This is a genomic window from Psychrobacillus sp. MER TA 171 (assembly GCF_023713305.1).
GTDB lineage: Bacteria > Bacillota > Bacilli > Bacillales_A > Planococcaceae > Psychrobacillus.
The window spans coordinates 101,744-125,607 of the sequence record NZ_JAMAWN010000006.1 but is presented as its reverse complement, the minus strand read 5'-3'; the positions used below and the strand labels follow the sequence as shown (position 1 = coordinate 125,607).

19 protein-coding genes are annotated in these 23,864 nt (G+C 36.6%); 12 read left to right on the top strand and 7 right to left on the bottom strand.

Features of this window, described 5'->3' with window-relative positions; all coding sequences use genetic code 11:
* Window positions 1-3 precede the first annotated feature (3 nt).
* Entirely contained in the window at window positions 4-786 is a 783-nt protein-coding gene (locus M3627_RS07960) for an HAD-IIA family hydrolase (RefSeq protein WP_342567461.1), read from the top strand.
* On the opposite strand, the gene M3627_RS07955 is transcribed toward M3627_RS07960, so the two are convergent.
* The gene (locus M3627_RS07955) at window positions 781-1,344 is read right to left on the bottom strand and encodes a glycerol-3-phosphate responsive antiterminator (protein WP_251553557.1); all 564 of its coding nucleotides are present in this window, start codon (window positions 1,342-1,344) and stop codon (window positions 781-783) included. The genes M3627_RS07960 and M3627_RS07955 overlap by 6 nt on opposite strands.
* A 158-nt stretch (window positions 1,345-1,502) precedes the next feature.
* On the opposite strand from M3627_RS07955, the gene M3627_RS07950 reads away from it, so the two are divergent.
* Window positions 1,503-3,152 (top strand): glycerol-3-phosphate dehydrogenase/oxidase, encoded by a 1,650-nt coding sequence (locus M3627_RS07950; RefSeq protein WP_251553556.1) that lies wholly within the window; start codon window positions 1,503-1,505, stop codon window positions 3,150-3,152.
* Window positions 3,153-3,510: 358 nt separating this feature from the next.
* Here M3627_RS07950 and M3627_RS07945 read toward each other — a convergent pair whose 3' ends face one another.
* Window positions 3,511-3,951, bottom strand: coding sequence for a restriction endonuclease subunit S domain-containing protein (locus M3627_RS07945; RefSeq protein WP_251553555.1), 441 nt, complete (start codon window positions 3,949-3,951; stop codon window positions 3,511-3,513).
* A gap of 98 nt (window positions 3,952-4,049) precedes the next feature.
* Window positions 4,050-4,547 (bottom strand): TspO/MBR family protein, encoded by a 498-nt coding sequence (locus M3627_RS07940; protein ID WP_251553554.1) that lies wholly within the window; start codon window positions 4,545-4,547, stop codon window positions 4,050-4,052.
* A 139-nt stretch (window positions 4,548-4,686) separates the two neighbouring features.
* Here M3627_RS07940 and M3627_RS07935 point away from each other — a divergent pair, with 139 nt between their 5' ends.
* Complete coding sequence (locus M3627_RS07935) at window positions 4,687-6,078, top strand: bifunctional metallophosphatase/5'-nucleotidase (RefSeq protein ID WP_251553553.1); 1,392 nt, start codon at window positions 4,687-4,689, stop codon at window positions 6,076-6,078.
* A gap of 12 nt (window positions 6,079-6,090) precedes the next feature.
* The gene (locus tag M3627_RS07930) at window positions 6,091-7,137 is read left to right on the top strand and encodes a DmpA family aminopeptidase (protein WP_251553625.1); all 1,047 of its coding nucleotides are present in this window, start codon (window positions 6,091-6,093) and stop codon (window positions 7,135-7,137) included.
* Between the two features lie 70 nt (window positions 7,138-7,207).
* Here the strand turns inward: M3627_RS07930 and M3627_RS07925 are convergent, their stop codons facing one another.
* Window positions 7,208-9,349, bottom strand: a complete 2,142-nt coding sequence (locus M3627_RS07925) for a type IA DNA topoisomerase (RefSeq protein WP_251553552.1) — start codon at window positions 9,347-9,349, stop codon at window positions 7,208-7,210.
* A gap of 282 nt (window positions 9,350-9,631) precedes the next feature.
* On the opposite strand from M3627_RS07925, the gene M3627_RS07920 reads away from it, so the two are divergent.
* Complete coding sequence (locus M3627_RS07920) at window positions 9,632-10,849, top strand: MFS transporter (protein WP_285841668.1); 1,218 nt, start codon at window positions 9,632-9,634, stop codon at window positions 10,847-10,849.
* 20 nt (window positions 10,850-10,869) lie between these two features.
* On the opposite strand, the gene M3627_RS07915 is transcribed toward M3627_RS07920, so the two are convergent.
* Entirely contained in the window at window positions 10,870-11,196 is a 327-nt protein-coding gene (locus M3627_RS07915; RefSeq protein WP_169359058.1) for a YflT domain-containing protein, read from the bottom strand.
* Window positions 11,197-11,332: 136 nt separating this feature from the next.
* Here M3627_RS07915 and M3627_RS07910 point away from each other — a divergent pair, with 136 nt between their 5' ends.
* The 6 genes from M3627_RS07910 (at window position 11,333) to M3627_RS07885 (ending at window position 20,340) form a co-directional block, all read left to right on the top strand.
* The gene (locus M3627_RS07910) at window positions 11,333-11,830 is read left to right on the top strand and encodes a flavin reductase family protein (protein WP_169359057.1); all 498 of its coding nucleotides are present in this window, start codon (window positions 11,333-11,335) and stop codon (window positions 11,828-11,830) included.
* A gap of 869 nt (window positions 11,831-12,699) precedes the next feature.
* A complete protein-coding gene (locus M3627_RS07905) occupies window positions 12,700-13,554 on the top strand; it encodes an effector binding domain-containing protein (RefSeq protein WP_251553550.1) in 855 nt (284 codons plus the stop codon).
* Window positions 13,555-13,881: 327 nt separating this feature from the next.
* Window positions 13,882-14,754 carry a response regulator transcription factor gene (locus M3627_RS07900; protein ID WP_251553549.1) on the top strand — a complete coding sequence of 291 codons (873 nt, stop codon included), beginning with the start codon at window positions 13,882-13,884 and terminating at the stop codon, window positions 14,752-14,754.
* A complete protein-coding gene (locus M3627_RS07895) occupies window positions 14,745-15,794 on the top strand; it encodes a HEAT repeat domain-containing protein (RefSeq protein WP_251553548.1) in 1,050 nt (349 codons plus the stop codon). The genes M3627_RS07900 and M3627_RS07895 overlap by 10 nt, the downstream gene beginning before the upstream one ends.
* Window positions 15,794-17,215: a glycosyltransferase family 2 protein gene (locus M3627_RS07890; protein WP_251553547.1), complete on the top strand. Its 1,422-nt coding sequence runs from the start codon at window positions 15,794-15,796 to the stop codon at window positions 17,213-17,215. The genes M3627_RS07895 and M3627_RS07890 overlap by 1 nt, the downstream gene beginning before the upstream one ends.
* A gap of 5 nt (window positions 17,216-17,220) precedes the next feature.
* Window positions 17,221-20,340, top strand: a complete 3,120-nt coding sequence (locus M3627_RS07885; RefSeq protein ID WP_251553546.1) for a hypothetical protein — start codon at window positions 17,221-17,223, stop codon at window positions 20,338-20,340.
* Between the two features lie 91 nt (window positions 20,341-20,431).
* Here M3627_RS07885 and M3627_RS07880 read toward each other — a convergent pair whose 3' ends face one another.
* Window positions 20,432-21,469 (bottom strand): PTS sugar transporter subunit IIC, encoded by a 1,038-nt coding sequence (locus tag M3627_RS07880; RefSeq protein ID WP_169359051.1) that lies wholly within the window; start codon window positions 21,467-21,469, stop codon window positions 20,432-20,434.
* A gap of 197 nt (window positions 21,470-21,666) precedes the next feature.
* Entirely contained in the window at window positions 21,667-22,404 is a 738-nt protein-coding gene (locus tag M3627_RS07875; protein WP_251553544.1) for a metallophosphoesterase family protein, read from the bottom strand.
* A gap of 194 nt (window positions 22,405-22,598) precedes the next feature.
* On the opposite strand from M3627_RS07875, the gene M3627_RS07870 reads away from it, so the two are divergent.
* Entirely contained in the window at window positions 22,599-23,714 is a 1,116-nt protein-coding gene (locus M3627_RS07870) for a hypothetical protein (protein WP_251553543.1), read from the top strand.
* Window positions 23,715-23,864 lie beyond the last annotated feature (150 nt).

Genomic DNA, 23,864 nt, shown 5'->3' with positions numbered 1-23,864 from the left:
GGAGTGAAAAATTTGAATGGATATATTTTTGATTTAGATGGAACTATTTATATTGATAATGAGATAATCCCTGGAGTCCCAGAGGCTATTAAAAGTTTGAAGGAAAGAGGGGACAAAGTAGTATTTCTTACAAACAAATCTATTGCAAGTAGAAAAGATTATGTAGAAAAGTTAAAAGCTTTAGACATTGAAGTGAGATTAGAGGAAGTTATTAACTCAAATTATATTACTGCTCTGTATTTAAAAAAGGTTATGAAACCAGAAGACTCGGTATATGCAATTGGAGAAGCACCACTATTTGAAGAACTTAGGGAAGGAAACATAAAATTAGCGGATTTCTCCGCTAAAGCTTCCCATGTCGTTTTAGGATGGGACAGGGAGTTTAATTACGACAAGCTAAACCAGGCATATCAAGCGTGGAGAAATGGAGCAAAAATTATAGCTACGAATCCTGACCGAACCTGTCCCGTTAGTGGAGGGGAAATACCTGACTGTGGAGCAATGATCGGTGCTCTAGAAGGAGCAACAGGAGAGCCGATCAAAATCATCACGGGAAAACCGTCCGCACTTATGGCAGATTATGTACTAAATAACGTTTTGCAGATGGAAGCTTGCAATTGTTTTATGATTGGTGATCGATTAGAAACTGATATAAAAATGGGAAATGATGCTGGGATGCAATCTGTTTTAGTTATGACAGGAATTACAACACCAACCATGTTAGAAAATCCTGAACATAAACCTAAATATATTTTAGAGAGTGTAAGGAATATACTTTCTTTATAAATTAAAATTCCACATCTCCGGTACTCCAGCGGAAATTGCTAAAGCTCCATTTTCTAAGGCTTGATGTACCTCTGAAATGTTATCTATAAGGCCACCAGCTATTATAGGGAAAGTAAGACTTGTACAAAGCTGGTCAATTACCTTTGGCATAATACCAGGCATCACTTCTACAGCATCTGGACGACAGGAATTAACCATTTCTATTCCTTTAGTAACTGCATTACGATCGAGCAAAAAAATACGTTGGATTGTCATTAGTCCTACTTCTTTAGCCAACTTTACTACATGGCTCTTTGTAGTAATAATACCAGTCGGTTTCCATTGATCTGCTACGAAGGTTAAAGCCGTTTTTGAGCTAGAAATGCCATCTATGAAATCTAAGTGAATGAAAACGTATTTGTTTGCCTGCTTTATTTTATTTATGTGTTCGCCTGCTGTCATCAGATTTCCAGTAAGAAGAAAGACAATATTCGCCTTACTGGTAATTGCTTGCTTTAAATCCTGCTCATTAGTCACTGCAGCAATTATTTGGGACTCTACCATGTCTACTAAACTCATAAGTGCTCACCTTTTCTATCTTTTGGTTATTATGATTATATCATATTTAAATTTTTCTAAATAATATAAAATTGGTCAGAGAATTCAGAGAAGACCATTACAATACTTGCCTAGGGCAAGTTTATTGTAATGGTCTTTTTAATGTGAAGGAGATAAAAATGAAGAAATTTTCATATGAAGAAAGAAACGTACTATTATCAACCCTTGAGGGAACTACATATGACGTCATAGTTATTGGCGGAGGCATTACTGGAACTGGAGTAGCTTTAGATTGTGTCACGAGGGGTTTAAAGGTATTAGTAGTAGAGATGCAGGATTTTGCTGCAGGAACTTCCAGTAGGTCAACCAAATTAGTCCATGGCGGTCTTCGATACCTAAAACAGTTAGAAGTAAAAATGGTTGCTGATGTTGGTAAGGAAAGAGAAATTGTTTATTTAAATGCCCCTCATGTTACTCATCCAGAGTGGATGCTATTACCTATCTATAAAAAAGGGACATTTGGAAAATATTCGACTTCTGTCGGATTATTGGTATATGACTTTTTAGCAGGAGTTAAAAGACATGAAAGAAGAAAAATGTTAAATAGGAATGAGACTATTCAAAAAGAACCCTTACTTAAGCAAGAAAGTTTATTAGGTGGAGGGTATTATGTCGAATATAGAACTGATGATGCAAGGCTTACGATAGAAGTTGCAAAAAAGGCTTTTGAAAAAGGAGCAGACTTACTTAATTATGTAAAAGCAGAGAAGATGATTTATACGGATGATGGAAAGATTCGTGGAATAACTGTGATAGATCAATTTTCAGAAACTAAAATAAATATTTTCGGGAGAAAAATAGTTAATGCATCAGGACCTTGGGTTGAAAAAGTAATTAGTTTAGATAAAAAAATAGCAGGTAAAGGTTTGTTGCATACAAAGGGAATTCATATAGTAATAGATCAGCAACGATTTCCATTAAGACAGGCCGTTTACTTTGATACACCAGATGGAAGAATGGTATTTGCTATTCCTAGAGATGGTAAAACGTATGTTGGGACAACAGATACTATATTTGAGGGTGATTTAGTTAATCCGTGTATTGAAAAGAATGATCAAGAATATTTAATTCAAAGTATTCATTTTATGTTTCCTGATATAAAAGTAACGATAGATGACATTGAGTCTAGTTGGGCAGGAGTTAGACCATTGATTCGAGAGGAAGGAAAGGGACCTTCTGAAATTTCAAGGAAGGATGAAATTTGGACATCTGAAACTGGTCTTATAACGATTGCAGGTGGAAAGTTGACTGGATACCGAAAAATGGCCGAGACTATTACTGATATATTATGTAAGGATTTGAAGAATGAAGGTATTATAGTTGGCCATTCTATAACCAAAAATTTAAAACTATCTGGCGGAGAATTTGATAATTTAATGGACTATGCTAGTTATACAGCAAAGAAAGCAAAAGACTTAGTAGATCTTGGCTTAACCAATAAAGAGGCAGTTAAGCTGGCTGCAATGTATGGTACTAACACGGATGAAATTTTACGATTAGCAGACAAGGTTTTTAAAGAAACAAATTTACCATTGGTTATTAAACTAACTCTTCAATATGCTATTGAGCATGAGATGGCTATGACTCCAGTAGATTATTTATTAAGAAGGACAGGAAGCATCTTATTTAACGTTTCTTCTGTACAAAAATGGAAGCTAGAGATTATTGAATATATGGCTTTAATATTCAATTGGGATGAAAAAACAAAAGAGTATATGTGGGCTGATTTGGAGTTGAAACTACATCAAGCAACCAACTATAGTAATTAAAAAATGACTATTAAAAACATAAATAGATTAAGTAATTTGGTTGAAGTCCTTTTTCCGACTTTGTTTATGTGATTTTTTTTATATAAATAGAGTTTATCGACGAATGAAAGCCGATTCCATTTATTGATTGGAGCGCCAGACGGCGACTCCTACGGGATGAGTGAGACAGGTAAGACATCACAACCACGCGCGCTAGCGATGGGTGATGGCTTATCGCTCACCCCGCGGAAAGCGTCCGGCTGGCGCGGAAATCAAATCTACTTATTAATTTATGAATTTATACTTGTTTCACTCATCCACCATAGCTAAAAAAAGAACTGAAAATTACAGTTCCTTACTTGGAGTCACTTATTTCTAATTATTCAGACACCACAACAGGCTTTAATTTAACCAGAATCGAGTCAGTGTCTAAACCTTCTCGTTCGTGCTCCTCTACTGTCCAGTTGATAGAAAGAAGCTGCCTTAGAGTACTTAATTGTTGTGGGTTAAGCTCTAATAATTCAAACGTATTATCGACAATTTTATAATCCTGTTCCTCTAGTTTGTTGAATTTCATTTTAAGTAAGTTCTTTAACCCATTAAAAGTGATAAATTTGACGGAGTAGCCATTTTCCAAGAGCTCAATAAATTGTTGTTTATCTTGGCTATAAATATTAAGTAGTGCTTCATATTCGGTAGAAAAAGTCTCCTCCCAGGAACGACCATCCAAATTATTAAGTAGCTCCTGATTGGACACGCCATTACTTCGTAAGGATTCTAGTAAAACTGCTTCCATCATTGATAGTTTTATATTTTTCATATTGTCACTCCCTAATGTGTTTATCTATTGCATTAAGTATATCAAAACAAATGAACAAACAAACCCCAGATTGATTTATACAATTTGGGGTTTATTAGTTATTTATTTAACTTCCATACTGCAAAGTTTAATCCTAAGGCAAAGGTTACCCATCCGATGTACGGTACCATTAATGCGCCGGCAGTAGTATCTTTCTTTTGGAATTCATATGCTGTCATGGCTATGGCACCTAATAAAATGGTCATTTCAATAAGTGCTGTTCCTCTAAGACCCCAACGGAAAAACAAGAAAGACCATAAGAAATTTAAACCTAGCTGTAAGTCATAGAGAGGAATTGCAGGTGATTCCTTATCCCCTTGTTGAACTTTTTGATCAGCTCGATATTTGGCTAGTCCCATCATTGCGTATAAGGACGTCCATACTATAGGGAAGACAGGAGCAGGGGGAGCGAAGGAAGGCTGTTTAAGCTTTTTGTATTTTTTTTGTGCATTACGATTGGCTAACCAGCCTGTAATAGAACCTCCTATAACAGGTACTAGAATGCTAATAGCTAGTTTTTTCTTATCTAACTCACCGTTTACTTTTAATACTTCCATTTGATTACCTCCTAAATAGTCTTATGTAAAAATTATTCCCTAATTACATTGGAATACGCTTAAATTTTGAAAATATTAGAGTTAATGGAATTATTAGAATATGATATGATAGGAGAATAATTAGGGGGAGACATAGCTCATGACAAGATTAAAAATCTTACATACGAATGATATACATAGTCAATTTGATAATTATAAAAAGATCGTTTCTTTAATTCGAAAGCATCGAGATGAAAATACGATTGTATTAGATGGAGGAGATTTTGCAGATTTTAAAAGCATCGAGCTACAGGGGACTAGGGGGATAGCGGCCCTCGAGCTACTAGAGGCTGGTGGTTATGATGCAATTACAATCGGTAACAACGAAATGTTCAACGGAGTCGATACGCTAGAACATATGGCTAGTAATAGCTCAATTCCTTTTATAAGTAACAATTTAGTGAAAAAAGATTTAACAGCTATAAAGGGAGTATGTAAGAGTACGATTCTAGAAAAGAACGGTTTGCGTCTCCTCATTACAGGCTCTTCCCCTGATATGGGAGTGTTTAACGAGGGTCTTGGCCTCTACATGAGTGATTATACGGTTGCTATCAAGGAAGAGATTCAAAGAAACAAAGGGAAATATGACGTATGTATTCTGTTAAGCCACGTGGGCACATTTGCAGATGAACCGTTAGCCAATGAAATAGAGGAAATTGATATTATCATATCAGCTCATGACCATAAACTATTCACTGAAGCGAAGTTAATTAATAATACGATTATGAATAGTGCTGGTAACTATGGGGAGTACCTAGGAATAGTTGAAATAGAAGTGACAAGAGGAAAGGTCGACCTAATCCACTCACAGACTATATCAACGAAAGAAATACAAGAGGACCCTCAGGTTATTTCAGTTTTAAAAGTGAATAAAACAAAGGCAGTTAACGTATTAAGTCGACCGCTATATACCTTAGAGAATCCTCTTTGGCACGATGTAGTGGAGGAGAATCCTATTAGTAATCTGATTGCTGATGGAGTGAAGGATATGCTAAAGGCAGACATTGGACTTATTAACAGTGGTATTTGTAATGCAGGTATCTTCCATGAGATGTCTAGAAAAAAACTAATAGAAATTTGTCCTTCTCCCTTGAATCCTACTCTTTTTGAGATTCAAGGAAAACATATTCAGGAAGCACTGCAATCATCCTTAGATGCCCAGGTTTGCTTGGCCGAGGGTAGAGGTCCAGGTTTTAGGGGGAGATTTGTGGGCAGATTACACGTGTCTGGACTAAAAATTGAGCACGATGGTAAACATATTAAAACTATCTATTTAAAAGAGATTCCAATGGAAGATGAAAAATGGTATTTAGTTGCAAGCTCCGACTATTTACAAAGGGGATCAGGTTATCCTAGTCTGGCCATTAATCAAAACGAAACCTATTGGGCAGAAGAGATTAAGGATATCATTCAAATATATGGAGAAAAACCTGAGTTCATAAAATCTGCTTATCAAAATAGGTGGATGGAAGTAGCTAAAATAAGGGGATAAAATATGAAGCAAATGAAAATACGACAACGTGGTGTGACAATCGGAAAGCTACCAGTGGGCCCAAAAAATTGTATTACAGATGTAGAGGGTGTCCAAGTGGGTCATGTAACGCTTGATCATCAACTTCAAGAGGGTGAGCATGCTTGTACAGGAGTCACTGCTATACTTCCACATGGCGAAAACCTATTTCATCAAAAAGTTATCGGAGCTAGCTATATATTAAATGGCTTTGGTAAAACAACTGGTCTAGTGCAGGTGGATGAGTTAGGGGTGATTGAGGCTCCTATTATGCTCACCAATACATTTGGCGTCCCAGCGGTCACTCAAGGTACTTTGGCGTATATGCTAAAAGAAAATCCCGATATCGGGGTCTCTACTGGGACAATTAATATTGTGGTCGGAGAGTGTAACGATGGTAGGCTAAATTCTATACGTGAACTTCCAGTGGAACCTAAACATGCAATAGATGCAATCCAAAATGCTACTTCAGAGGCTTCTATAGAAGGAGCAGTTGGAGCTGGTAAAGGAATGATTTGTTTCGGTCACAAAGGAGGGATAGGATCATCCTCCAGGATAGTGTATGATACATCAAGCGATACCGCCTATACCATTGGGTGCATGGTGCTAAGTAACTTTGGAAAGAAAGAAGAGTTCCAGGCAGAACGGTATAAAGCAAAGGAAGATAGTTCCGTACCGTCGTATCCTACACCTGCAGATGGCTCCATAATAATTGTTTTAGCAACAGATGTACCTCTAGGAAATAGTCAGCTCAAGCGAGTGGCCAAGCGTTGTGGTATTGGCTTAGGAAGGACAGGGAGTCACTTTAGCAATGGAAGTGGCGATATTGTTATTGCATTTTCAACTGCTCATAAAATACCACATGTCTCCGAAAACAGCGTGGAACCAAGGAGTGTCCTAAGGGATGATCATGCTGTCATGAATGATCTGTTCCAAGCTGCAGCAGAAGTGACAGAGGAGGCGATTGTAAACTCCTTATCTCAAGCCGTTACTACAAAAGGACGTCTTGGTGAGACAGCGTACGCCTATCCATTTGAATAAAAGAAAAAGCGAAAGGAATCGAGGTAAATGGCTCGGTTCCTTTCACTCTTTAACATATAAACAGTCTGGGTTATTTAAACTCTAGTTTTACTTTGCCTTCTTCTAGAGCAAGCTTTGCATCAAACTTTTGACCATTTTCAGCTTCAAACCCCTTGATAGTGTTTGTTATTCCTTTTGTACAAAGCAGCTTGATTTGACTGGGAGTAATTTTTTTCTTTAAGAAAAATCCATTAAATGTTTGAGTACACCCATTTTTATAATTGGTACAGCCGTAAAAATTTTTACGTGCTACAATGGATCCTTGTCCACATTTAGGGCATGGAGCAATCGGTTCCTGCTTAAACTTTGCATATTTCGAACTTGGTTCTCTTGGAGGAAGCTTGATCGTAATGTTTTTGGTTTTAAGTTGGGTAGGTGTTTCATTAATCAGGCTATAGATAAACTTAGCTATGCTACCAAGAAAACGATCTTGAGAGCCTTCCCCATTTCCTATTTTCCGTAAATAGTTTTCCCATTTAGCAGTCATAGAAGGGCTGGAGAGAAGGTTTCCTTCAATAGCCTGACAAAGAACACGCCCTTTATCAGTAATAGAAACTATATTTTTGGTTACCTTTATATAGTTATGTCTTTTTAAGGTTTCAATAATTCCACTTCTCGTGGCCTCGGTTCCTAGACCTTCTACTTCCTTTAAAATCTCCGTTTCATCTTTATCTTCTATTAGCTTACCGCAGGTTTTCATCATTGCGATTAATTGACCCTCTGTATATGGTTTTGGAGGAGTTGTCTTGCCTTCTTTAATTTCAATCTTACTTGCTACTGATTCCTGCTCGGTTAAAGGAGGAAGCGTTGGTTCTTCTTTTTCCTTTTCATTAGATGACTGAATAAAAAGAGCCTTCCAGCCTTTGTCGACCTCTGTTTTGCCTATTGTAAAGAATAGCAATCCGTTTACCTCAGTGGTAACCTTTGTTTCTGTATAAAGATAGTCCGTATGAAACATCCCGAGCGTCGTACGAATAATTTCCTCGTAAAGATTTCTCTCTATCGGTGACAGTCTGGCAAGTACAGATTGAGATGGAATCTTTTTAGTTGGGATAATAGCATAATGCTCCTGTACCTTTGAGCTATCCACATAACGTTTTTTTGGAGAGCGAGAGGCTATTGGGAACGGTTTATTTATTAGTTTTTGGTACTCCTCCACTTGTCCGACGATATAGGCAAACTCATTTGGAGTAATGTGACGAGAATCAGTTCTAGGATAAGTGACTAACTTTTTTTCATATAGTCCCTGCATCGTTTTTAACACATCTGCTGGACTGATTTTCCACAATCTATTAGCTGTAGCCTGTAATGTCGATAATGAATGTAGCTGTGGCGGTGGAATTCTCTTGTCCTGTTTTACTACAGAGGTAATCACACCTGGCGAATTAGGCTGAATATCATGCTTAGCTAAAAGCGCTCGAATAATTTCCCTTTTAGGCTCTTTTGCTTTTGCTTTTCCCTTATAGCTTCCATGCTCTGCAGTAAATAATGCTTCTATTTCATAAAAGGGCTCTGAAACAAAGTTCTCGATCTCCATATGACGCTGATAAATCAAATATAGTGTAGGGGATTGAACGCGTCCTATGGGAAATACGTCTTGTATGCCTTGTTCCTTTAATAAAAGGGAGTATAGGCGAGAAGCATTCATACCAACAAGCCAATCACTGATTTGTCTAGCTTTTGCCTCTTCATACATGAGTAAGTCCTTTTGATTGTTCTGCAGGTTAGTAAAGCCTTTACGAACTTCATCTACTTCTAGTGAGTTAATCCATAAACGTTTAATCGTTTTCCCTCTAGCGCCTGTTTGGTTATAAATACTATAAAAGATATTAGAGCCTTCGCGGTCAACATCGCATGCATTAATGACTGTATCGGTAGATTTGATGAGTTTTTTCACTATCGTAAATTGCTTTGCTTTTCCTTTAGCTACTTGAAATTCATAGCGTTCAGGTAATATCGGAAGGCTAGCGAGTGACCATCTATTCCACTTAGGATCGTATGCTTTAGGTTCCTTCAATTCTACTAGATGCCCAATTCCCCAAGTAATAAAAGCTCCTTCGGGAAAGATAGGTGAGGGGAGAATTTCAATATAGCCTTCATGGCGTTTTACTGAAAAAGCGTCTGCATATGCCTTCGCTTGACTTGGCTTCTCAGCGAGTATGACTGGTTTCACATTTTCACCTCTTCAAGATTCATATATTTATTGTGCATTAAATTGGAGTAAAATACAAAGGGCTAACGTATCTTAAATTTTCAGTTGGGAGAAAGTTTAATTGACGTTGTTGATATTCTTTAACATTAACCTAATGAATTTTGCTATAATTATGACAATTAATATGGAGCTAGTATTGACTGCTCACTTGAGGGAATTGTAGTGAGGGGTTTTGATTAAGAAAAAGTTGGGGTTCTTGTTGCTTCAGCTATTTTTGAAGCTTCCTGAAAGAATGGGATAATATTGAGTGATTCAAGTAATTTTAAAGGATATTCTATTAGAGATTTTCAATTTTGGAAAATAGTAGGGAGCCTGGGCTTAGCGTCCATGTTTATATTCGGTTCTATGTATTCAGTTCAACCAATACTTCCGATGTTTACGAAGGAGTTTGACGTTAAGGTTTCTTACTCTAGTATGATGATGTCCTTAACAACAGTGGGTCTTATAATTGGTTTAATCGTTTTAGGTTTTTTCTCTGATCGGATTGGCAGAACTAATTTCGTTAGATTTTCTATAATTGGCTCGGTGATACCTTTTTTTCTTATGACTCTTTCGGATAATTTTGTGTGGATTATTATTTTACGATTTATCCAGGGCTTCCTACTTGCTGGAGTGCCAGCTGCAGCGTTAGCCTATATAAGTGAGGAAATAGATAGGAAATTTTTGAGTGTAGCAACCGCCCTATATATATCCTGTAATGCTTTAGGAGGAATGATAGGGCGCGTCGTGACAGGTTATGCAACAGAGCATTTCTCTTGGGAGATAGCTTTTTATATTTTAGCGGTTAGTGGCATATTTGTTTTTATATTAGTATTGGTTACTTTACCTAACTCAAGAAATTTCCAGCCTCAGGAAGCGAGCTTTAGAGATGATCTAGATGGATTTGCTTATCATTTTAAAAATCCTTCCCTGATGTTAATGTTCGGATTGGGAATCGTGCTTCAGCTTTCTTTTACTGGAATTTGGACATATATACCATTCCATCTGACTGATTCACCTTTTTCACTTTCAATTGATGCTGTTTCAAATATATTTTTCGCATATGGGCTTGGGGTAATTGGCTCCCCGTTAGCTAGCTGGATGGCAGGAAAAATAGGACAAAGAAAGGTCCTCATATCTGGAATTTTTATGCTGAGTTTGGGTATTTTACTTACAAACAGTAGTTCAGTTTGGATGATTGTAGTTGGCTTATGTGTAGTGTGCTTAGGATTTTTTACAGCCCATTCCTTGGCAGCGTCCTCCGTTAGTAGAGATGCGAGTCATCATAAAGGAAGTGCCTCCAGTCTATATCTCGTTTCCTACTATATAGGGGTAGGGGTGGGAAGTACCTTATTAGGACCGCTATGGGAGCGACTTGGATGGAGTGGACTTGTTACATTTACAGCCGTAGTTCCCGTGATTTATGTAGTTTTTGTAATGCTCATACAATATTGGAACACTAAAAAACAGCCCCTTGTCTAACAAGAGGCTGTTTCTACTTCTTATTTAGGATCATGAGCAATAATTACTAATTTACCTTGATCTAATTCTTTTTCTGCAGCTTCTGCTTCTTGAGTGGTTAATCCTGCACCGCTCATTTTAGCTCGTAGTTCATCTCCACGTGAAGAGAACATATTCTTCATTGATTGAAGGAATCCCATCTCCTTCACTCCAACATCAGAAGTATCTAATGCGTCATTTACGTCGTCTGCACGATCTTTTGAATGTGCAAAAATATGAATATGGTCTTTATGGTACCCTTGAGTTTCTAATCGTTCGATTTCTTGCTTAGCCTGTACGGCATTTTCTACAGTTAATTTGACTGTCATATAAAATCCCTCCAGTATTTGTTCTCCTTCATACTTTACCCGTCCTAAATAAATTTAAACTAAATACAAAACGTATTATGTGAAACAATAAATGGTATTTGTTATGATGAAAGAAAAATAGAATGGAAGTTGCCGGATGGAAAACCAATCTAAACGAATAGAAAGTTTTAAGACTGCAATGGGAAATTACCCGACAGGAGTAACCGTGGTAACTGCTTTAGATCAACAAGGTAAGCCGATGGGAATGACTGTTAACTCCTTTGCCTCTGTCTCTTTGGATCCATTACTTGTTCTTTGGTCTATTGATAAAAAAGCGTTCTTATATGAAGAATTTTTAAAAGCGGACAAGTTTGTGGTGAACATATTAGCAGAGGATCAAAGTGACCTTTGTAATTTGTTCGCCAGCCGAGTGGAAGATCGTTTTTCTGGCTGTGAATGGCGAGCATCCGAATTAAATCAGCCGATATTAGCAAATAGTCTTTCTGTTTTAGAATGTACATTATTTAAACAAGTAGACGCTGGAGACCATACTATATTAATAGGAGAAGTTAAGGATATAAAGAATGAGGAAAAAAATCCTTTACTATACCACCGTCGCTTTGTCGGGGCTATTCCTAAAGAATTTTATAAATAAGTATTCGATGGCTAGAGAAGAAATAAATACGATATGTTAAAGGTAAGTTGGTTTTATAATACACATAAAAATGAGTTAGGATATTTTTTTCCTGACTCATTTTTTATTAAGCTTTGTTAAAGTTATTGGTTGATTTTGACTAACCATTCTTTTTTATAGTTACTGTAAAAATTAAAAAAGGAACTTTCAAATGGCTAAAAACATAAATAGATGATGTAAATGTGGGTTGGTGACAGTTTTTCAGCTTTGTTTATGCGAGTAAATTGATTATCGCTTTTTCGATCCTAAGGCTGTTCCCATTTATTGATTGGAGCGCCAGACGGCGACTCCAGTGGGATGAGTGAGACAGATAAGACATCACAACCGCGCGCGTTAGCGACGGGTGATGGCTTATCGCTCACCCCACGGAAAGCGTCCGGCTGGGGCGGAAATCAATTCTACTCTCTGATTTAATATTTCTTTGCATCCTAAATCAACCATAACCTTTAACATAGCCTTTTATTATTGTTTTTTACTAAAGCCCCCCTTACTTTAAGTGCATCTTTTTTTATCAATTCTTCTATTCCACTCATTAAACGCCCCATCGAATTCTCACCAGCGAATGATTGAAGGATTTCGAACGCTGCATTTTGCAATCTTTGTGGGATTCCTGCTAAAACAGCACACGTTGCCTCCCAGTGAAAAGCTAGTAGATTCTTTATTTCACATTACTTAAGAGTTTTACTTCCCTGTAACTTTTAGGATGCCCCTTTATTTTGGTGAATTAAAAGATAAAATTATTTATAGAAATAAATTCTGACAGAACCTAGCATTTAAAGACAGGTATTTAAACTGAAATAAATTTACTATTTACTTAAGGAGGAAATAGCATGTCAACTTGGTTAGAATCATTACAAAAAGCAATTAACTATATCGAAGAAAACTTATTAGAAGAAATTTCGATAGAGGACATTGCAAAGGAAGCAAGCTCTTCAGCATACAATTTTCAACGAGCATTTGGATTATTAACAGAAACCTCAGTAGGTGAATATATTCGACGGAGAAGATTGACTTTGGCAGCAGATGAGTTAAAAAGAACAGACAGTAAGATTATCGACCTTGCATTTAAGTACGGCTATGATACTCCTGAGGCTTTTTCAAAAGCCTTTAGGCGTCAGCATGAGGTTTCACCAAGTGACGCTAGAAAAAATATTGGCAAGATCAAATCATATAACCGCCTCGTGATAGAGGTGAGATTGAAAGGGGCAGAACCAATGAAATATCAAATCGTAGAACGTGAAGGCTTTCAAGCAATAGGTATAAAAAAAGAATTTTTACTTGAGAATGAGGGAAATTTAATCGGAATTCCTAAAATGTGGGATGAATTAAATGGGGATGGCACTACTGACAAGCTAGTACAAATTAATAATGGACAAATTAAAGGAATGCTCGGTATTTGTGTAGAAAAACCTCATGAGAAAATTGACTATTGGGTTGCTACAGAATATGCAGGTGACGTTAAAGAAGGATTTGAAGTAATCGAACTTCCAGCTTCTAAATGGGGTGTTTTTGAAGTACATGGTCCAATGCCTGATGCAATGACAAAAGTTTGGAAACAAATTTTCTCTGAATGGTTCCCTGCTAACGGATATCAACATGCAGGAACTCCAGAGTTCGAAAGGTATACAGAGGATGATCCATTCAGTCCAGATTGCTATTCAGAAATTTGGATTCCATTAAAATAATTTGAAATAGAGGTCCCATTCGTCGACGCCAAAACGACTAGTGGGATTTTTGAATGGAGGCAAGATATACTTTCTTCTTCAACCTAATAATTTACAGTTCAATTAGTTTCTTACATAGCCCATAGAAAAGACCTCACAAACTGTACCAAAGGTATAGTTCGTGAGGTCTTTTGGACTACTAGGTATACTTGTTAAAAAACATTTGTGAGAAATTACTCAATTGAAAATTTTAAATTGTCTAATCTTCTATAAATTGGGTATATAAATGGTAAAATTATATTATTTGTAAACAAAAATAAAATAATGGAAAATTTTAGGGGGATTAAAATGAGCTTAACTATACATAACGGCGAGTATGACTCTAAACAAGCCTTTGATCAAATAAAAGATTTTTTTAACGTTTTAAAAGCAAATGTTGTTCGCTCTCGTACGACAATTACTGCTGTTTTTTTATCGGCTTCTTTTAAAAGGTTAGGATTTCAGCAAGAGGATTTAACATCCTATCTTGGAAGCAAAATTAGAAAAACTGATTTTCTTTTTGAGCTTAAGGAGCCTCATAAATGGTGTATCATACTATCCCAAAGTGGCGAGGAGGAAGCGCAAGCCTTTCTTAATAGGTTGTTTGCAGACACTAACATTGTCTCTTCTCTGACTCTATCGGCAACTATTATAGAGATAGGGAACAATCGCGTAGAGTTTGAGGAATTATTAGAGGTTGGAAACAGAGCTTTAGATGAGGTCATTAGTACTGGAAGTCCCTTTGAAGTAACATACATATCACAATTTAAAGAAAAAGACATAGAAAAAATTAAGGTTAGTATTCTAGAGGAAAATGAAATATTTCGGAATGTCCTAAGCTCTTCCATGGAAAATATGAATGTTGATATGTTCGAATTAGAGATAAAAGCTTTCTCTGATGGGTATGATTTTTTAGAATCTAATTGGTATCGTTCTAGCCATACACATATCATCATTATGAACGATATTTTACCTAGAAAAAATGGGCTCGAAGTTTTGCATATGGTTAAACAGCTCCCTAATGAACAACGATTTATAACGTACATGATGACCAAGAAGAAATCGGAGGAGGACATGCTCTATGCCTACGAAATAGGGGTAGATGAGTATTTGATAAAACCATTTAATATTAGACTTTTTGAGGCACAGATAAGAAGGACTTTTGAAAGGTTATGGCTATGATTCAAATTTCCATTAAGTTTGTCCTTCTACTGATCTGTCTCTTAACATTGTTACTCGTTTCTATCGGTCTTTACTTAATTATAAAGAGAGTCAAAGAAGTAAAAATAAAAGCGGAAATAGCATCTTATGTCAGCAAGCATGAAGAGAATTGGCGTCGCTACTTAATAGAAGGGGTACCCTTTAATCCGGAGGTCATTCCTAAAAGTAGAGAAGAGATAATAGGCATAGAAGTAATATTTTCGACCTACTTAAAGAATCTCTCTAACGAATCCATTCAAGAGAAAATTAGTCAATTTTCTAATGAATACTTAAAGGACTTCTATTTGAAGCTTCTGCAAAGTAAAAGCTGGAGTAAACGAATGAATGCTATGTTTCATATAGAAGATTTCAAGATTGATTCTCTTGAAAAAGATTGCGAAAAGCTCGGGAAAAAGAGGATTTCAAGAGAAGAATACTTTCAGCTTTTGAAAATCTATTCGCTATTTAATAAGAATTTATTTTTACAGCATATCCTGATCAGTAATGTTCAACTGTCAGAATATGAGTATAAAAAACTACTTTTAAATCTTCCGGCAGAGCTTTTGGATACCTTAACCGATAAAATTACAGATTTACCTAAAACATGCCGCTATGCCTTAATTGATACCTTGGGGCTTAAAAGAGATATAGAGTATTTGCCTCATCTAGAAGTACAACTACAGCAAGAGGATATTGAGATTCGAATAAAATCCCTTAGGGCGATCTATGAGATTGGATTTATTAATAATCCAGAAAATTATTTAGCTTTTGTGAAATCTCCAGTTTGGGAGGAAAGGCTAATGGTAGCTAAATTGTTTCAGCTTTTACCACTTTCTTATACGCTCCCTCATTTAGAAATACTTTTAGAGGATGAATCGTGGTGGGTCCGCTCTCAGGCTGCCAAAACAATGATGAGGGATAAAAGCGGCAGGACTAGCCTAGAAGAGTATATAGAGCATTCAAGTGATCGGTATGCAATTGATATGGCCAATGAGGCACTAGGGAAAGGACTTAAACCATAATGGGCTTAGCCAATATTTTAGATTATATACTTTTGTTTTTTGCCGGAATCGTATTGTTTTATATGGTCATCGTTATTTTAACGTATAGTATTATGCTTTTCATGGCTTTCCATCAGCTAAAAAAGCAATCCAAACTCGATAAGGATGAATTAGACGATGATTATATAGATGTGATTTATTCCAAGCCCGTCTCGATTATTGTCCCAGCTTACAACGAAGAAGCAGGTGTGATTGATAGCATCCATTCTCTTTTAAGTCTGCGATACCCTCAAACAGAGTTAATTGTAGTAAATGATGGGTCTACCGATGCCACTCAGCAGAAGGTAATTGAACAATTTAAAATGAAAAAGATAACAAAAATTATACGAGATCAGCTGTCTACAGAGCCTATAATCGATATTTATCAATCAGTTATACACCCCAACTTACTGTTGGTAAATAAAAAAAATGGAGGAAAGGCTGACGCTTTAAATGCAGGCATTAATGTCTCGAGATACCCTTACTTTTGCTCTATTGATGGAGATTCTATCCTAGAAGAGACTTCTTTGCTTCGGGTGATGAAACCTATTATTTTATCTAACGGTGAGGTTATCGCAACGGGAGGTAATATTCGAATAGCAAATGGATCAGATATTCAATTAGGATCTATATTTAAAACTGGTCTATCGAATAACTTCTTAGTTGTGATGCAGGTTGTAGAATATTTAAGAGCTTTTCTTATGGGAAGAATTGCACTTAGCAAATTTAATTTAGTACTGATTATATCTGGAGCCTTTAGCGTTTTCTCCAAGCAATGGGTCATAGAGGCGGGTGGATATTCCAAGCATAATATTGGAGAAGATATGGAGCTGGTCGTTAAAATTCACCGCCTACTTAAAGAAAAAAAATCAAAGAAACGCATTGAATTTGTGCCTGATCCGGTTTGCTGGACGGAGGCTCCTCAAGACCTATCAACGTTAAGGAAGCAAAGAAGAAGATGGCACCAGGGGTTAATAACAAGCTTATGGAAGCATAGAAAAATGACCTTTAATCCAAAGTACGGAGGAATCGGTATGATTTCTTTTCCTTACTTCTGGATTGTCGAATGCTTGGGACCTGTTATTGAATTGGGAGGATATATTTATATTGTTATTGCCTTCTTTTTAGGAGATATCTATTACGAGATTGCTATACTTCTTGCGCTGTTATTTGTTGTTTATGGAGCCATTTTTTCAGCGTTATCCATATTATTAGAAGCATGGAGTACAAATGCATTCCCGAAAGTTAGAGATGTATTTAGGTTAATCGTTGTATCCCTTTCGGAAATCTTTTGGTACAAGCCGTTAACGTTATTTTGGAGATGTGAAGGGCTGCTCCATTTTATACTAGGTAAAAACGTATGGGGAACTATGCAGCGTAAAGGCTTATCGCAGAAAGGATAGTGGAGATGAAACGATTTTATTTAGTTTGTATTGCTATCCTCTGTATTTTACTTCTACCAATTATGCTGTGGTTTTTAGAACCAAATGAAAAGGTGAGTATCGCCATTATTGATAAGACAGTATCAGATGATTCTTACCGAGAGCATTTAGGACTAACTTGGCTACTCAATCATCTAAAATATTCGAATGGTGATGAAGCATATGATGCATCATCCGATTACTTTGGGTTTACGCCAAATAATAAGGAAAAAATACGGGCATTGCCTGATGACTATTCGAATTATGATGTCATTTACTTGGCTGATACTTACGGTGTTCATGAGGGTAGTAGCGAAGCTTATGGCGGACTGGAGCAAGAAGAGTGGAACAATATTCTAAAGAGATTAAATGATCGAGACAAAAGCATGTTAATCGCGGAATTTAATACTTTTGCCTATCCTACTGAACCTCCAGTTAGAGAGAGTGTGGAAAATTATTTAGGACTCCAGTGGACTGGCTGGACAGGAAGATATTTTGAAGATTTGGATCCAACTAGCAATGAAGAGATTCCAAATTGGGTGTATGACTCTGTAGAAGATTGGAGCTACACCGGAGAAGGATTTGTGTTAGTAAACGACAAAAATGATGTCATTGTTTTAGAAAGTGATCAGCATTTTGGCGAAAAAGGAATTCAAGTATCCTTTACGAAGGATGGAAAAGCCAAATTTGATCTCGAGAAAAGTGCGGATTACAAATATTGGTTTGACATAGTAGTGCCGCAAGAGGGAACAAAGGTTTTAGCTAATTATCAATGGGATTTAACAGAGGCGGGTAAGAGTTTACTTGAGGAGTATTCAATCCCAACAGAATTTGCTGCAGTTTTGGCAAGAGAACAGTCAAATTCATCTAGTTATTATTTTGCAGGTGACTTCAATGATGTAGCAAAGGTTCCTGCTTTTTATCAGCTAAAGGGGCTAGCAAACATCTATAAATTTGCTGAGAGATTTGCTGATAATGCTTTTTACTGGTCTACGTATGCTCCTATGATGGAGGTAATATTGGAAGATTTCCATACAAGTGAGGGGACCAACATGGAAGATGGCTTGGGCTATAACGCTAGAGTAAAAGGCGAAACATTTGAAGTGTATGAGAATGACCAGTGGAAGCCCTTAACCATTAAAGGGGTAAACATCGGTATGGGAAAACCAGGCTATTTTCCCGGTGAAGCAGCTATTACCGAGGAAGAATATTATCGCTGGTTCAAACAAATAGGGGAGATGCGCGCTAACATGGTGCGCGTTTATACATTACATCCTCCCGGCTTTTATAATGCCTTGAAACGCTATAACGAGGAACATGAAAATAAAATTTATGTTCTTCATGGCGTTTGGATCAATGAAGAAAAGCTGGAGGAATCATTAGACGCTTTTGAGGAAGAAAATTTGAAAGATTTTCAAACGGAAATGAAGACAATTGTCGATGTTATCCATGGAAACAAAATAGTCAAAGAAAGGCCAGGGCATGCTTCGGGTGTTTACAACGCTGATGTGTCTGAGTATATCGCAGGATGGGTTCTAGGCATCGAATGGTACCCTTACATGGTACTAAATACAAATGAAAAGCACAGCTCCATAGGAGAGTATGACGGTACATATTTTGAGACGAAGGGAGCAAGGCCGTTTGAATATTGGTTGGCAGAGCAAATGGATACTATCGTTAAGTATGAAAAAGCGAGCTATAACTGGGTAAGACCAATGAGCTTTACCAACTGGGTGACAACGGATATTTTAGAGCATCCCGCAGAGCCAGCTGAACAGGAGGATCTGGTAGGTGTAGATCCTAACGTCATCTACACAAAAAATGAAATGAAGCTAACTGAGCAATTCGCTTCCTACCATGTCTACCCCTATTATCCTGACTTCTTTAATTATGAGGAGTCCTATCAAAAATTTGTAGATCACCGTGGTGAATTTAATAGCTATGCTGCTTACTTAAAAGAGCTACACGAGGTGCATCGTATGCCAATACTAATTGCGGAATTTGGAGTGCCAGGCTCTAGGGGGCTAACGCATAAAAATCCATTTGGTTGGAATCAAGGTTTTCATTCCGAAGAGGAGCAGGGTAAAATAATTAGCCGTCTATTTGAAGATATTATGGCAGAAAAGCTCTTAGGAGGCTTAGTTTTCACCTGGCAAGATGAATGGTTTAAGCGTACGTGGAATACCGTGGACTATGATAATCCAGATAGACGCCCTTACTGGTCCAATGCGCAAACTAATGAGCAACAGTTTGGTCTTTTGAGCTTTGATCGCCATAAGATTAGAGTCGATGGAAAAACAGAGGAATGGAAGGGGAAGCCGATCTATGAAAAGAAAGACGGAAGTATACAATCTTTATATGTAGACCATGATGAAAGATATTTATATATAAGATTAGATTATGATACGTCATTTACTGGATACCCTATGATTCTTCTAGATGTCGTTCCGGATCAAGGAAATACTAAGTTTGAAGGCTTGCCTAATATATCTTTTACAAACGGGATAGACTTTATAGTAAATTTAAAGGAAAGTGAATCTCGTTTACTCGTCGATCAATATTACGACTTTTTCTCCTATCAATATGGTCATGTATTAAACTTACTAAAGCCAAAGCCAGCAACTCCTTCTTTGGATAGCGGGAAATTTGTAAAAGAGCAATATGCCTTAAATAAGGAACTATACTTGCCACAACAAAAAACAACGCTTCCCTTTGAATCCTATGAAGCAGGAAAGCTAAAACGGGGAAATGGAAATCCAGAAGCTAGTGATTATAATTCACTAGCGGATTATTACATAGCCGATGGTAAAATCGAGCTTAGAATTCCTTGGCTATTACTACGTGCCAAAGACCCTAGTCAAAAAGAGTTCATGGGGGATTTATACAAGGATGGAATAGAGGCCAGCAAGTTTGTGGATGAAATATTTGTAGGTGCCTTGTTACTGAATGAGCAAGACATACTTCAGGATACGTTGCCTTCCATGGAAGCAAATGTTTTACCAAAGCTAAATAGCTATACTTGGGATAAGTGGAATCTACCTGAATACGAGGAGCGCTTAAAAGAGTCTTATACCATCGTACAAGATCTATTTGGTCGATATAAATAAATTAAGTAAAGACGTGAAATCTTATATTGATTTCACGTCTTTTAAATTACTGACTAGTTATTTACCAGCGTCTTATTCATCGCAAACTCACTTATTCGAAATCCAGTTTGTAATCCTGGGCTTTAATCATTTTAAGTTTACGTGAGAATAAGTATATCAATCCTACATTTAATGCAATCGGAAGAATAAGAAAGGTACTAAGCATAATAGTTATATTCTTAAGGTTCCAACCTCCTTCGGCTAGATTAATATAATTTAGTGGACCTACGAGACCAGATAGGCCAAAGCCTGCACTCATGGGAGTACCCTGTATATTTAAGACACCTGCTAATCCTCCCAATATGGCGGCACTAATAACCATCGGAAAAACAATTTTTGGCTTCATAAAAAAGTTACGCATTTGGATTTTAGGGGAACCGAGTACATGTGCTAATGCAGTCCCTAAATTATTTGCTTTGTAGCTTGCAATTGCCAATCCGACCCCGGTTGCCACTATCCCTAAGTTGGCTGCACCTGAACCGACTCCAGAGAGCATGATAACAGTCGCAACACCGACCGTCGAAATAGGCGATAAAATAATTAGACAGAATGCCACAGCAATTACTGCGCCCATCACTACCGGCTGTAAGGTAGTCAAATAAGCAATTCCTTCGCCTAATAAACCAGTAGACTTCTTCATGAATGGCAATATAAGATAACCGACCATTCCTGGAATCATAATAGTAAGTGTTGGTATGAGAAGAATTGCATAGGCTTTTAGTTTATCTCCAATCATTGTCACAAATAATACTGCTAAAGCTGCCGTAATTCCTGTATTAAGAACAACCCCGATCCCATTCAATGCAAAAAGACCGTCAGCAGTTTTCATGACTGCCCCACTACCGACCATTGCTGCTAACCCAACGCTAGCTGTCTGAATAGGGGTTAGTTTAAAAGTAATACCTACCATAATCCCGATTAAAATAGAAAGCATACTCATTAAGTAAACGGTTATATCAAATAATGGCTGTAAAAACGGAAAATGTGGTATTAATAGTTTTAATATCTCTCCAAGTAAAGCATTTGGTATAAGAGCTACAACAATTCCAATGCTCATCCCAGTAAGTAATTTACTCATAAATTCTTTCATTTCTCTTTCCTCCATCCTTACAGATTGGTGTTAATTATAAAAACTATTCAGAATAGGGTCAATACACTTTATTACTTTAAAGTGATATATAACAAAAGTTAATCATTATATTATCATTTTTTAATAATAAAATGATATATATAAAAATCCCCTAAACAGTAGTTCAGGAGATTAAGGTCTTTCCGTATAGTTAATATTTATTGATTCACATAAAACAACTTAAATAGAATTTCTCTTTGAGGAACCTCTAATTCCTCAAACTTTTTCAGAAAGGCTTTTTTATCATATTTTACATGACGGATTGATATAGATGGTTCTTTAGAGGAAGCATCTATAATTGCAAAAGGAGCTGTAGTATCTTTTGACACCCCCAAAGCACCAGGGTTTAAGTAGATTTGTTTTTCATTTGAAAAAAGATGCTGTGGATGATGGTGACCAAAGCAGATAATATCTGCGGGATAGGTAGAATACATTTTCTCCATATTTTCTAAAGTGCCTTCTAAGATACTATGAAAAGGTTCGTCCTTAATATGAGCACATCTTTTTTCTTCTTCGATATGATAATGGATGCCGAGTATACGAATACCATTTAAATTTTTTTCCAGTACACGTGGGAGGCTTGTAAGTCTTTCAACATTTTTTTGGCTTAACTGATTAGCAATCCATGAATGATGTTCGAACGTATGGCTATAGCTTTCCGGATGACCCTCCCCTTTTTTGAGCGAAAGTATGGCTTCATCATGGTTGCCTGTAATCATTTGGATATCTGGTCGAGAAAATAATAAATCTAATACTTCGTTCGTATCAGGACCCATGGCAATCATATCACCAAGGCACCAAATCTCATCGATATCGTGTTGTCTATCAATTTCCTCTAAAACTGCCTTTAAGGCAAGTTCATTTCCATGGATATCTGTAATTATGGCAAGTTTCATAGCTATAATCTCCTATATTCGATTGGATTTTTCCTTCTTTTTTATTATAGTAAATGGTTGGAAAAGGAAAATCTACACTTATAAAAAATAAAATAAATTGAATCTAAATAGTTAACAAAAACATGTTAAAATAAGTATATTCCAAAAATTTACTGAATATTTAAGTAATGTAATTGTGAAGGAGGTAGGGCTCATTGAAATCTAATTTAATCATACTAGGGGTAAATCATGCTTATCAGCTCGTTTCTAGAGATTGTCAACCTGCCGTTTATCGAGCATTTTTTGATAGAGTAAATCCAGATTTAATAGGGATTCAAAGAACCCCTGAAAAATATGCGCGTATGGATTTACAGGAATATGCTTACGAGCAAAAAGAAATAATATTACCCTATGCACTTCAAAAAGGCGTACCTATTTTTCCGTTTGATTGGAATGCATCTTCGAATGATCAACTATTAGCATACGGTATAAATGATAGTGATCAGCCAGCCTTTTTTAGAGGAGAAAACTCCCTCAAGAAATTCACTTTTTTCTCTAATTTACAGGAAGATTTCTTTTACTCAGAATGCAAAGAAGTTATAAAACAAAATAATGAATGGATACAAACGAAATCATCAGGGGAAAAGGATTTTGCGAGACGATTATTTCAATATAGAACCTATATGCAAGCGATGAGTATTAAGTCAATTGCTGAGAGTCATCCAGGAAAAACTATATTAATCATAGTTGAGCATAAGCACAAGGTAGATATTGAAAGTATATTATCCAATAACGCTTCCATGGAAATTATACAGCCATCTAAATTTGGTTATCCAACTAATGAGGAAATTAGTCAGCACAAAGAAGTTAATGACGCTTACGCCGTATGTTCCTTTAATATACTAGGTTTGCAGGCTAATCATGAAATAGATATGAAATGGGTAGAAGAAAATCTAGATACATTAAGAGAACATGATTATACAAGTGAAGTAAAGCTGTTAGAAGTTAAGCTAGAGCTTTTAAAGGAAACAATCACGGATACCGAAGCTATTAAAAGATATATTGAGCTAGAGAAGGGGTTAAATTACTACCAACGATTTACCTACACAGGTGTAAAAGATAAATCTAGAATTGACTCTTATTTCGATCCTTTTGGCAATTTATCGGTAAAAAATAGATTACGAGTTGAACTTGGTAAGAGTTTTTATAACATAAAGCAGCAAGACAAGGTTCAGGTCTTAAAAGAAGAGATACTTAGTATGAGTAGCTTAACCATCTTCCAGGAAAAGCAGCTTGAAGCTTATTGGAATATGTATATTTCCACGGTTTAAAGGTTATAAAATGGAGGATGATCTAATGTGATTTTTGGACTACAGTATAGACTCAGAAGGGAAATCTCTCAGAACTAATGAAGAAGGATCCTGGAAAAGAAGCTAGGTCGTGATAGTCCATGATACATTGTGTGGTGACCCTATCTCACG

Coding starts and splice junctions, on each gene's coding strand:
- M3627_RS07955 (WP_251553557.1), bottom strand. CDS start 1,344: ATGAGTTTAGTAGACATGGTAGAGTCCCAAATAATTGCTGCAGTGACT.
- M3627_RS07950 (WP_251553556.1), top strand. CDS start 1,503: ATGAAGAAATTTTCATATGAAGAAAGAAACGTACTATTATCAACCCTT.
- M3627_RS07945 (WP_251553555.1), bottom strand. CDS start 3,951: ATGAAAAATATAAAACTATCAATGATGGAAGCAGTTTTACTAGAATCC.
- M3627_RS07940 (WP_251553554.1), bottom strand. CDS start 4,547: ATGGAAGTATTAAAAGTAAACGGTGAGTTAGATAAGAAAAAACTAGCT.
- M3627_RS07935 (WP_251553553.1), top strand. CDS start 4,687: ATGACAAGATTAAAAATCTTACATACGAATGATATACATAGTCAATTT.
- M3627_RS07930 (WP_251553625.1), top strand. CDS start 6,091: ATGAAAATACGACAACGTGGTGTGACAATCGGAAAGCTACCAGTGGGC.
- M3627_RS07915 (WP_169359058.1), bottom strand. CDS start 11,196: ATGACAGTCAAATTAACTGTAGAAAATGCCGTACAGGCTAAGCAAGAA.
- M3627_RS07910 (WP_169359057.1), top strand. CDS start 11,333: ATGGAAAACCAATCTAAACGAATAGAAAGTTTTAAGACTGCAATGGGA.
- M3627_RS07905 (WP_251553550.1), top strand. CDS start 12,700: ATGTCAACTTGGTTAGAATCATTACAAAAAGCAATTAACTATATCGAA.
- M3627_RS07900 (WP_251553549.1), top strand. CDS start 13,882: ATGAGCTTAACTATACATAACGGCGAGTATGACTCTAAACAAGCCTTT.
- M3627_RS07895 (WP_251553548.1), top strand. CDS start 14,745: ATGGCTATGATTCAAATTTCCATTAAGTTTGTCCTTCTACTGATCTGT.
- M3627_RS07890 (WP_251553547.1), top strand. CDS start 15,794: ATGGGCTTAGCCAATATTTTAGATTATATACTTTTGTTTTTTGCCGGA.
- M3627_RS07885 (WP_251553546.1), top strand. CDS start 17,221: ATGAAACGATTTTATTTAGTTTGTATTGCTATCCTCTGTATTTTACTT.
- M3627_RS07880 (WP_169359051.1), bottom strand. CDS start 21,469: ATGAAAGAATTTATGAGTAAATTACTTACTGGGATGAGCATTGGAATT.
- M3627_RS07875 (WP_251553544.1), bottom strand. CDS start 22,404: ATGAAACTTGCCATAATTACAGATATCCATGGAAATGAACTTGCCTTA.